Origin of the sequence: Microbispora sp. H13382, assembly GCF_014161445.1 — a bacterium.
GTDB lineage: Bacteria > Actinomycetota > Actinomycetes > Streptosporangiales > Streptosporangiaceae > Microbispora.
On record NZ_JABBXA010000032.1, the window covers coordinates 55,419 to 66,062 of the forward strand.

10 protein-coding genes are annotated in these 10,644 nt (G+C 72.9%); 8 read left to right on the forward strand and 2 right to left on the reverse strand.

All coding sequences use genetic code 11. The features are described 5' to 3' along the window. The first annotated feature begins 6 nt into the window (after positions 1-6). From HHX41_RS38140 to HHX41_RS38165, 6 genes are read left to right on the forward strand one after another with little or no spacing between them, the layout of a single operon-like run. Entirely contained in the window at positions 7-1,167 is a 1,161-nt protein-coding gene (locus HHX41_RS38140; protein ID WP_182909826.1) for an acyl-CoA dehydrogenase family protein, read from the forward strand. Further along, positions 1,167-2,108 (forward strand): bifunctional MaoC family dehydratase N-terminal/OB-fold nucleic acid binding domain-containing protein, encoded by a 942-nt coding sequence (locus tag HHX41_RS38145; protein ID WP_182909827.1) that lies wholly within the window; start codon positions 1,167-1,169, stop codon positions 2,106-2,108. Before HHX41_RS38140 ends, HHX41_RS38145 begins: the two co-directional genes overlap by 1 nt. Then, on the forward strand, positions 2,108-3,229 hold the full coding sequence (locus HHX41_RS38150) for an acyl-CoA dehydrogenase family protein (protein WP_182909828.1): 1,122 nt from the start codon (positions 2,108-2,110) through the stop codon (positions 3,227-3,229). The genes HHX41_RS38145 and HHX41_RS38150 overlap by 1 nt, the downstream gene beginning before the upstream one ends. Then, entirely contained in the window at positions 3,226-3,651 is a 426-nt protein-coding gene (locus tag HHX41_RS38155; RefSeq protein WP_182909829.1) for a MaoC family dehydratase, read from the forward strand. The genes HHX41_RS38150 and HHX41_RS38155 overlap by 4 nt, the downstream gene beginning before the upstream one ends. Further along, positions 3,648-4,823, forward strand: coding sequence for a lipid-transfer protein (locus tag HHX41_RS38160; RefSeq protein ID WP_182909830.1), 1,176 nt, complete (start codon positions 3,648-3,650; stop codon positions 4,821-4,823). Before HHX41_RS38155 ends, HHX41_RS38160 begins: the two co-directional genes overlap by 4 nt. A gap of 11 nt (positions 4,824-4,834) precedes the next feature. Beyond that, positions 4,835-5,653, forward strand: coding sequence for a MaoC/PaaZ C-terminal domain-containing protein (locus HHX41_RS38165; RefSeq protein ID WP_182909831.1), 819 nt, complete (start codon positions 4,835-4,837; stop codon positions 5,651-5,653). Here HHX41_RS38165 and HHX41_RS38170 read toward each other — a convergent pair. Next, positions 5,632-6,399, reverse strand: coding sequence for an SDR family oxidoreductase (locus HHX41_RS38170; RefSeq protein ID WP_310742364.1), 768 nt, complete (start codon positions 6,397-6,399; stop codon positions 5,632-5,634). The two genes, HHX41_RS38165 and HHX41_RS38170, sit on opposite strands and share 22 nt — an antisense overlap. A gap of 123 nt (positions 6,400-6,522) precedes the next feature. Between HHX41_RS38170 and HHX41_RS38175 the strand changes: the two genes are divergently transcribed. Further along, entirely contained in the window at positions 6,523-8,100 is a 1,578-nt protein-coding gene (locus HHX41_RS38175) for a FadD3 family acyl-CoA ligase (RefSeq protein WP_220504805.1), read from the forward strand. A 536-nt stretch (positions 8,101-8,636) separates the two neighbouring features. Continuing rightward, positions 8,637-9,938, forward strand: a complete 1,302-nt coding sequence (locus HHX41_RS38180) for a condensation domain-containing protein (protein ID WP_182909833.1) — start codon at positions 8,637-8,639, stop codon at positions 9,936-9,938. Between the two features lie 172 nt (positions 9,939-10,110). On the opposite strand, the gene HHX41_RS41490 is transcribed toward HHX41_RS38180, so the two are convergent. Next, positions 10,111-10,401: a hypothetical protein gene (locus tag HHX41_RS41490; RefSeq protein ID WP_249351018.1), complete on the reverse strand. Its 291-nt coding sequence runs from the start codon at positions 10,399-10,401 to the stop codon at positions 10,111-10,113. Positions 10,402-10,644: the final 243 nt, after the last annotated feature.

Genomic DNA, 10,644 nt, shown 5'->3' on the forward strand with positions numbered 1-10,644 from the left:
GCGGACATGGACCTGCGTGAGAGTCCGGAGCAGCGCGAGCTGCGCCGGGAGTTGAGGGAGTACTTCGCGGGCCTGCTGCCCGAGGACGAGCGGCGCCGCGTCGGCGAGGAGGGCGTCGGCGGCGCCCGGTTCCGCGAGGTCGTCAAGCGCCTCGGCGCCGACGGCCGGCTCGGCATCGGCTGGCCGGTCGAGTACGGCGGGCAGGGCCGCTCGATCGAGGACCAGTACGTGTTCTTCGACGAGGTCCAGCGGGCCGGGCTGCCGTTCCCGTTCGTCACCGTCAACACGGTCGGCCCCACGCTGATGAGCCACGGGTCGCCGGAGCAGAAGCAGCGCTACCTGCCCGGCATCCTGTCCGGCGACGTCGTCTTCGCGATCGGCTACACCGAGCCCGGCGCGGGCACCGACCTCGCCTCCCTCACGACCCGGGCGGTCAGGGACGGCGACGAGTGGGTGATCGACGGCAGCAAGATCTTCACCAGCGGCGCCAACACGGCCGACTACGTGTGGCTGGCCTGCCGTACGGATCCGGACGCGCCCAAGCACAAGGGCATCTCGATCCTGATCGTGCCGACGGACGCACCCGGCTTTTCCTGGAGCCCCATCCAGGCGGTGGGCGGCATGGTCGTGACCGCCACCTACTACAGCGGCGTACGGGTGCCGGCCGACGCGGTCGTCGGCGAGGTGAACGGCGGCTGGCGGCTCATCACCCACCAGCTCAACCACGAGCGGATCGGCCTGGCCGCGCTCGGCGGCCGGATGATCCAGCTCTGGGAGCAGGTCGTCGACTGGGCGCGGGACAACGGCGCGATCGAGCTGCCGTGGGTTCAGCGGGACCTCGCGCGCACGTACGCGCGGCTGGAGGCGATGCGGCTGATGAACTGGAAGATGACCGACGCGGTCGCGCGTGACGCGCTGTCGGGCGCGGACGCCGGGGCGGCCAAGGTCTACGGCACCGAGACCCACATCGACGTGCAGCGCACGCTGTCGGGGATCATCGGCGCGGGCGGCCGGATCCGCCCCGAGTCGCCGGGCGCCGTGCTCGCCGGGCAGATCGAGCAGCTCTCGCGGCAGGGCATCGTCAACACCTTCGGCGGCGGCGTGAACGAGGTCCTGCGGGACATGGTCGCCACCCAGGGCCTCGGCCTCCCGAGGGCTGGTCGCTGATGAGTGCTTACGAGGACTTCGCCGGGCGGGAGATCGTCCCGCTGCGGGAGGGGCCCGACCCGGTGAACGTGCCCATGATCCGGCACTGGGCCGAGGCCATGGGCGACCGCAACCCGGTCTACCTCGACGACGCAGCCGCCCGCGCGACCGGCCGTCCCGGGATCGTCGCGCCCGCGTCGATGACGCAGGCGTGGACGATGCGGGGGTACGCCGCCACCGTGGAGGGCTCGAGTGCCGGTGCCGGGGCGCGGGAGCTGAACGCGCTGCTGGAGAAGGACGGCTACACCTCGGTGGTGGCGACCGACTCGGAGTTCGAGTTCCACCGCGAGCTCGTGGTCGGCGACCGGGTGAGCGTCCGCGAGGTCGTGGAGTCGATCTCCCCGGAGAAGGCCACGGCGCTGGGCGTCGGCCGGTTCGTGACCACGGTCCGCACCTACACCGACCAGGACGGCGAGGTCGTCGCCGTGCAGCGCTGGCGTCTGCTGCGCTTCAGGCCGAAGGCCCCTTCCACCGAGAAGCGGGAGCCGAAGGCGCCGCGGCCGCGGCCCGCGATCAACCGGGACAACGCGTTCTGGTTCGAGGCGGCGCGCGAGCACCGCCTGGTGATCCAGCGCTGCTCCGGGTGCGCGACGCTACGCCATCCGCCCGGCCCGTGCTGTCCCCACTGCGGCTCGTTCGAGTGGGACGCCGCCGAGGCGTCCGGCCGCGGGCACGTCTACAGCTTCGTGGTCAACCACCACCCCCGCCACCCGGCGTTCGAGTATCCGCTGATCGTCGCGGTCGTGGAGCTCGACGAGGGCACGCGGCTCATCACCAACCTGGTCGGCGTCGCACCGGAGGAGGTCGAGATCGGCATGCCGGTGGCCCTGGAGTGGCTGGACGCGGACCCCGATCTGACGCTCCCGGTGTTCCGGCCGGTCGCGCAGGAGGAACAGGACTGATGGACTTCACGCTGGACGAAGAACTCGAAGCGGTCCGCGTCCTGGCGAACGAGATATTCGCCGACCGCGCCAGGACCGAGCGCGTACGCGAGGTGGAGGGCTCCCCGGCCCGGCTGGACGAGGAGCTGTGGGCGGAGCTGGGCAAGGCCGGCCTGCTCGGCATCACGCTGCCGGAGGAGGCGGGCGGCGCCGGGCTCGGCCTGGGCGCGTTGTGCGTGCTGCTGGAGGAGCAGGGCCGCCACGTCGCCCCGGTGCCGCTGTGGCCGGCGGCCGTCGGCGCGCTCGCGGTCGCCGCGCACGGCACCCCCGGGCAGCGCGAGAGCCTCCTGCCCGGGGCGGCGGACGGCTCGTCCCGGCTCACCGTGGCACTTGAGGAGTTCGGCCCGGGCGACCCCGCCGAGCCGCGCTGCGCGGCCCGCCCCGATGGCGGCTCCGACGGCGACGGCTGGCGGCTGACCGGGGTCAAGGCGGTCGTGCCTTCCCCCTTCGGCGCGGGGCACGTGCTGGTGTCGGCGGCGGCCGAGGCGGGGCCGGGCCTGTTCCTGGTGGCCTCGGACGCGCAAGGCGTCTCCTGGGAGGCCGCGGAGACCACGTCCCACGACCTCGCCGCCACGCTCACCCTGGACGGCGCACCGGCGCGGGCGGTCGGCACGCCGGGCGACGGCGCCGTCGCCTGGACGATCGCGCGCGCGGCGGTCGCGCTGGCGGCCGTACAGACCGGAGTGGCCCAGGGCGCGCTGCGGCACGCCGTGACCTATCTGTCCGAGCGCAAGCAGTTCGGCCGTCCGCTCGGCACCTTCCAGGCGGTGCAGCACCAGCTCGCCGACTGCTACATCGACGTCGACGCGATGCGCGTGTGCCTGTGGCAGGCCGTCACCTCCCTCGAAGGGGGCGAGGACGCCGCGGCGGCCGTGCTGGTCGCCAAGTGGTGGGCGGGGGACGCCGGGCTGACCGTGGCGCACCGGGTGCAGCACGTGCACGGCGGCATCGGGGTCGACGTCGACTATCCCGTGCACCGGCACTTCCTGTGGGCCAGGCAGATCTCCGGCACGCTCGGCGGGCCGAGCACCGACCTCGCCAAGCTCGGCGCCCTCGTCGCCGCCGGAAGGATCGCGTCATGAACGGGCGGACGTACGACGAGGTGAGCGTGGGGGAGGAGCTGCCCGCGCTGCCGATCCCGCTGACCCGCACGCTCATCGTGGCGACCGCGATCGCCGGCCGCGACTACCAGGACGTCCACCACGACCCCGGCCTCGCGGTCGAGCGCGGGTCGAAGGACGTCTTCATGAACATCCTCACCACCAACGGCCTGGTCGACCGGTACGTCACCGAATGGGCGGGCCCGTCCGCCGTCGTCACGGCGATCAAGATCAGGCTCGGCGTGCCCAACTACCCCGGCGACACGATGACGCTGACCGGTACGGTCACCGCCAAGCACGACGAGGGCCGCCGGGTCGAGATCGCCGTACGCGGCGAGAACGGCCTGGGCGCCCACGTCACCGGCACCGCCGTCGTACGGCTCCCGGGGAAGGGCGCGATATGAACAGTCTTTCCGGCGCCGCCGCCATCGCCGGCATCGGGGCCACCGAGTTCTCCAAGGACTCCGGCCGCAGCGAGCTCCGGCTCGCCTGCGAGGCCGTGCTCGCGGCCATCGCCGACGCTGGCCTGAAGCCGTCCGACGTGGACGGGATGGTGACGTTCACCGCCGACACCAACGCCGAGATCCACGTCGCCCGCAACACCGGCATGGGCGAGCTGACGTTCTTCTCCCGCATCCCGCACGGCGGCGGCGCGGCCTGCGGCACCGTCCAGCAGGCGGCGCTGGCCGTCGCGACCGGCGTCGCCGACGTGGTCGTCTGCTACCGGGCGTTCAACGAGCGGTCCGGCGTGCGCTACGGCCTCGGCCAGGCGAACCGGCCGATCGAGACGGGAGCCGACAGCGCGGCCTACGCGTGGCTCAACCCGTTCGGCCTGTCGACGCCCGCCCAGTGGGTGGCCATGTTCGCCCGCCGCTACATGCACGAGTACGGCGCGACCAGCGAGGACTTCGGCCGGGTGGCCGTGGTCGACCGCAGGCACGCCGCGAACAACCCGGCGGCCTGGTTCTACCAGCGGCCCATCACGCTGGAGGAGCACCAGGCGTCGCGCTGGATCGCCGAGCCGCTGCACCTGCTGGACTGCTGCCAGGAGACCGACGGCGGCCAGGCGCTGGTCGTGGTCTCGGCCGAGCGGGCGCGCGACCTGCCGCACCCGCCCGCCGTCATCCTCGGCGCCGCCCAGGGCTCCGGCGACGACCAGCACATGATGACCAGCTACTACCGTCCCCGCATCACCGGCATTCCCGAGATGGGGCTGGTCGGGCGGCAGCTGTACGCGCAGAGCGGCCTCGGCCCCGCCGACGTGGACGCGGCGATCCTCTACGACCACTTCACGCCGCTGGTGCTGCCGCAGCTGGAGGAGCTGGGCTTCTGCGCCCCCGGCGAGGCCAAGGACTTCGTCGCCGAGGGCAATCTGGAGCTCGGCGGGCGGCTGCCGTGCAACACCCACGGCGGCCAGCTCGGCGAGGCGTACCTGCACGGCATGAACGGCGTCGCCGAGGCCGTGCGGCTGGTGCGGGGCACCAGCGTCAACCAGCCGGAAGGAGTGCGCAACGTGATCGTGACGGCGGGCACCGGGGTGCCCACCAGCGGCCTCGTCCTCGGGGCGGACCGGTGAACACCGGCGAGATGAACGCTGCCGAGTGGGCCGGCCGCGAGCTCGGCGAGCGCACGGTCGCCTACGACGAGCGGGAGGCGATCCTCTACGCGCTCGCCGTCGGCGCCCCCGCCACCGACCTCGACCTCGTCTTCGAGGAGCGGCTGCGGGTGCTGCCGACGTTCGCGCTGACCAAGGCCCAGTGGGCCCCCGACGCGCTCGGCTCGCTCGGCGCGTTCGACACCCGGACCGCCGTGCACGGCTCCCAGCGGCTCGTGGTGCGGGGGCCGCTGCCGCCGGCGGGCGAGCTGGCGATGACGGCCCGGGTCGCCCGGGTCTGGGACAAGGGCGGCGCCGCGGTCTTCGAGGTCGAGGTGGACAGCGAGTTCTTCCTCGCCACCTGGTCGTTGTTCGCGCCCGGCTGCGGCGGGTTCGGCGGCGAACGCGGGCCGTCCGCGCCGAAGCGGCCGCAGATCGCGCCCGCCCACCAGGTCAGGCTGGACACCTCGCCCAACCAGGCAGCGCTCTACCGCCTGCTCGGCGACCGGCACCACATGCACATCGACCCGGAGGCGGCGAAGGCGGCCGGGATGCCCCGGCCGTTCATGCACGGCCTGTGCACGCTGGCGGCGGTCACGCTGCCGCTGGCCGACGCCGTGGGCGCGCACCCGGCCGATCTGACCGAGCTGGCGGGCAGGTTCGCCGCCCCGGTCTTCCCCGGCGACCGCCTCGACCTGCGTACGTGGGACACGGACGACGCGGTCGTGTTCGAAGCCGCGGTGAACGGCACGCCCGTGCTGACGGGCGGGCGTGCCGTCTTCCGCGACGCTCAGCCGCGCGTCACGAGGTAGCGGGCCGGCACCTCGCCTCCGCCGTGCACCGGGACGTCCGCCCCGGTCAGGTAGGAGGCGAGGTCGCTGGCGAGGAAGAGGCAGGCGTTCGCCACGTCCCGCGGCACCGCCATCCGGCGCATCGGGATCACCTCGGACAGCGCCGCGCCGCCGTCCTCGCCGTACATGGAGGCGGCGGCCTCGGTCCTGATGAGGCCGGTGGTGATGTGGTTGACCCGCACCTTGGGCGACCATTCCAGCGCCAGCGCCCTGGTGAGCACGAGCAGTCCGGCCTTGGCCGCCGAGTACGCCGCGGTGCCGGGCTGCGGGTCCACGCCGGAGACGCTGCCGATGTTGACGATCGAGCCGCCGGTCTCCTGCTCGCGCATGACGAGGTTGGCCGGCTGGGCCACGTAGAACGGCGCGAGCAGGTTGAGGTCCACGATCCGCTCGACGAACCGCGGCGAGACCGTCGCCGCGTCGGAGTCCGGCGAGCCCCCGGCGTTGTTCACCAGCACGTCCAGACGGCCCAGGTGATCCACGGCCTGCTCCACCAGCCGCGCCGCCTCCCCGGGGTCCCGGATGTCGGCGGCGGCGAAGCGCGCCGTCCGGCCGCCCGCGGCGGGCAGCATCTCCGGCTCGTTCCGCCCGCACACCACGACCTCGGCGCCCGCGGCGAGGAACGCCTCGGCGATCACGAAGCCGATGCCCTTGGTCCCCCCGGTGACCAGCACCGCCCGGCCGCCGAAATCCATCGTCACGTTCACCGTGTCCTCCCACCTTCGATACGCCCCAGGGAGGGTACGGCCGCGCGCCCGCCGATGGGGGAGAGGTACCGGCCAGCGGGACCGCGCCTGACGGACCGGGACGCAACGGCCACGATGACGGTCATGACCGACAACGAGGCGCTGACGATCCCGGGAGTGCTGGAGCGGGCGGCCCGGGAGTTTCCGGGCACGGAGGCCGTGGTGGACGGCGCGTCCCGCCTGACCTACGCGGAGCTGCACGCCCGGGTGCGCGAGGCGGCCCGCGGCTTCCTCGCGCTCGGCGTGGAGCCGGGGGAGCGGGTCGCGATCTGGGCGCCCAACAGCACGCGGTGGATCGTCACCGCCCTCGGCGCGCTCTGCGCCGGCGCCGTGGTGGTGCCGATCAACACCAGGTACAAGGGCGAGGAGGCCCGCTGGCTCCTGGCCCGCAGCCGCGCCCGGGTCCTGTTCACCGAGGACGGCTTCCTCGGCAACGGCTACCTCGCCATGCTCGGCGTCACCGCCGCCGGCACGCCGGACCTGCCCGCCCTCACCGCCGTGGTGGCGTACGACGGCCCGCGGCCGGGCGCGACGAGCTGGGACGACTTCCTCGCGGCGGGCGTGAGCGTGCCTGAGGAGGCGGCCCGGGACCGCGCGGCGGCGGTGCGCCCCGACGACGTGGCCGACATCCTGTTCACCTCCGGCACCACCGGCAGGTCCAAGGGCGCGATGTGCACCCACCGCCAGAACGTCCGCACCTACCTGGCCTGGAGCGCGCGGACCGGCCTGCGCCACGGCGATCGCTACCTGATCGTCAACCCGATGTTCCACACTTTCGGCTACAAGGCCGGGGTGTTCGCCTGTCTGCTGAAGTCGGCCACGATGGTGCTCCAGCCGGTGTTCGAGCCTGCGGAGACGATGCGGCTCATCGAGGCCGAGAAGATCACCGTGCTGCCCGGGCCGCCGACCATCTACGTCTCCATGCTCGACGCCCTGGGCCGTACCCGCCACGACCTGTCGTCGCTGCGGCTCGCGGTGACCGGCGCCTCGGTCGTCCCGGTGGCGCTCGTACGCCGCCTGCGCGCCGAGCTGTTCCCCCAGGTCGTCACCGCGTACGGGCTGACCGAGTCGTGCGGCACGGTCACCGCATGCTCGGTGGAGGACGACGACGTGACCGTGGCCACCACCTCCGGCCGTGCGATCGAGGGCGTGGAGGTGAAGGTGACCGGCCGGGACGGCGAGCCGGTGCCTGTGGGGGAGGACGGCGAGATCCTGGTGCGCGGGCACAACGTCATGGTCGGCTACCTGGACGACGACAAGGCGACCGCGGCGGCGGTCGTGGACGGCTGGCTGGTCACCGGCGATCGCGGCCGCCTCGACGAGCGGGGCTACCTCGCCATCACCGGCCGCTCGAAGGACATGTTCGTGGTCGGCGGTTTCAACGTGTACCCGGCGGAGATCGAGCAGGTGCTCGCCGCCCACGAGGACGTCGCCGAGGCCGTGGTGATCGGTGTGCCGGACGCCCGCATGGGCGAGGTCGGCCGCGCCTACGTCGTGCCCCGCCCGGGCATGGCGGTCACCCCCGAGGCGCTGACGGCCTACTGCCGGGAACGGCTGGCCAACTTCAAGGTCCCGCGCGAGGTCGTCCTCGTGGACGGCCTGCCGCGCAACGCCACCGGCAAGATCGACAAGGCCGCGCTCGCCGTTCGGCCGCCCGCGTAAGGCGGCCCTATGGGAGCGCTTCCATAAACTGGTCCGGCCTCATTATCCAAATAAGGCCGGACCGGATGCGGCCGCATCGGACGAAGAAGTTTCCAGGTTGTCAAAAGCCGGAACGGAGCGCTCCCCAGCGGTATCCGCCACGTGCGGAAATCGCCTGCCGTCCCCGTCAGGTCACATCGGGCCGCGGCGAACGGCACTGAAGGATATTGACCGGCCCGGAGACGAAACCTAGCCTTCATGGGAGCGTTCCCACGGCCGCCCGCACACTTTCCGCCGGTGAACGCTCTCAGGCTCTCGACGAATCCGGGGCGATCGAGGCGATGCCGCGCGAGCCGGAGACGGATCGAGAAGGAGGGCTCGTGAGCCGCTGGTCGGTTACTCGGCTGGAGTGCCGGCCGGCCTGTTCGGCGCCGCCGCCACGCGCCGCCTGGTGGATGCGGCCGCGCGGGCGGTGACCCAGGTCTGCGGCTGTCCGGGATCGGGGCCGCAGGCCAGAGAGTTCGGACTTGGACGTCTCTGACCATTGAAGGAGAGGCATGCGGCTTTCGGTGGACTTCGCCTCCGACCGTTCCGGTAGGACCGAGCTGGCATGGGGACAGCGGGCCATCTGGGAGGCCATCCACGGGGTGGGGCCGGACAACGCCCACTACTTCAACGTGCCCCGGGTGCTCGCCGTCCCCCGCGCGGGGAACCCGCGCCGCCCGGAGGTCGTGGCGGCGGCCCTGGCCGAGGTGGTGGGCAGGCACGACGGCCTGCGATCCCTGGTGCGGCTTGGCGCGGACGGGCCGTACCAGGAGGTGGCGGCGGCCGGGACTCTGCCGATCGAAACGGTCGAGGCGGCACGCGGCGACGCGGACGACGCCGCGGCGGACCTCGTCGCCCGCCTGGCCGGTCGATCCTTCGACGACGGCGAGCAGCCGCTGCGCGCCGGTCTCGTGGTCTGCGACGGCGCCGCCACTCACGTGGCGCTCGTGATCAGCCACGTCGTGGCGGACTGGCGCGCGGCCGACGTCGTGGTGCGCGACCTGCGGATGCTGCTGCTGCGCGGAGCGATCGCGCGACCGCCGTCGTCGCAGTTGCTCGACCTGGTGCGGGAGGAACAGGCGGCGTCGGCCCGTTCGGACCGGGCGATCGCGCAGTGGGAGGCGCTTTTGCGCACCGTGCCGTCCGGCATGTTCCCGAAAGCGGTCGGAGCGGGCTCGACGCCGAGGTACGCGCGGGCCGTGTTGTCGTCGCCCCGGCTCGACCACGCCGCACATGTGCTCGCCCGCCGTGCCGGCGTCAGCACGGCCACGGTGCTCCTGGTGGCGGTCACCATGCTGCTGCGCGAGCTGACCGGGCACAAGGTGTGCGCGATCACCCCGATCGTGCACAACCGCTTCGACGATCGGAGCCGAGACCTGGTCACCAGCCTGAATCAGCTGGGACTGTTCACCCTGGGCTCGTGCGGAAGCCTTGGCGAGACCCTCGTGAGCGCGTATCCGGCGGTTCTCGCGTCCTACCGGCGCGCGCGTTTCGACACGCGGGCGTTCGACGCGATGATCGACCGAGTGAGCGCCGACCGGGGCATCTCCGTGTTCCCGTCGTGCTGCTTCAACGACCTGCGCCCCGGCGAGGATCCGGGCGGCGCCGGCAGCGGGGACGGGGAGTCCGAGCTGGAGTGGCTCCCCGGGACGGACCAGCGCAGCTGCTACTTCTGCGTGGCCCTGATGCGCTGGAAGGGCACTCTCGGCGTGGAGCTGAGCGCCGACACCACCCGGCTGCCCGAGGGCGAGATGGCCGATCTGCTGCACCGGCTGGAGTCCTTCGTGGTCGGCGCGGCCCAGCCGCTCTCGTAGAAGGGCCGGCACAGGGCGGCCCGACGGCGAGGGTCAGGCCACCCTCCATGGGGTGTGGGCCCACGTGATCTGGTCGACGCCGATTTCCGGCACGCTGACCGGGCGCCGCCCTCGCGTGCGCAGACCGTCCGCCGGCCGCGGCCGCTGCGGCCGCGGCAGGACAGGCGTCCGCTCAGGAGGGCGAGGACTCCCTCGGCCTGCGGGCCAGAGCGAGGTACACGATCGGCCCGAAGGGCTGGACGACCAGGGCGGGCCACCAGAGGGACTTGTGACCGCGTAGCCGGGTCTGGGGGCGGAGGAACAGATCGACGGCGGCGGTCGCGGTGAGCGAGAGCTCCACCGAGGCGAGCGTCAGGAGAACGGCCTGCTGCCTCGGCGTGAGATCGGCCCACCGCCTCGACCGCCCCGGACGGCCGCTCTTGCGCGGTTCGCCCGTGGGTGCGTGCTCGAATCTCTCTTTCATCTTTCATTTCCTCCCTGGAGGGACGGGTGACCGTTCCAACGTGCCGGTGGGCTTCCGCACCCCGGACGTGCCGGTGCCCACCTCCAGGGGGCTGGGGGTGGGCGCCGGAGTCGATGGGGGTTACTTGAGGATCGGGAGGCGGCGGACCAGGGTGGTGTTGGTCCAGGTCGTGCCGAGTCCGAGGGTGGTGCCGGCGCCGGCGAGGGTCAGGCCGATCAGGACGATGGCGTAGACGATGTGCTC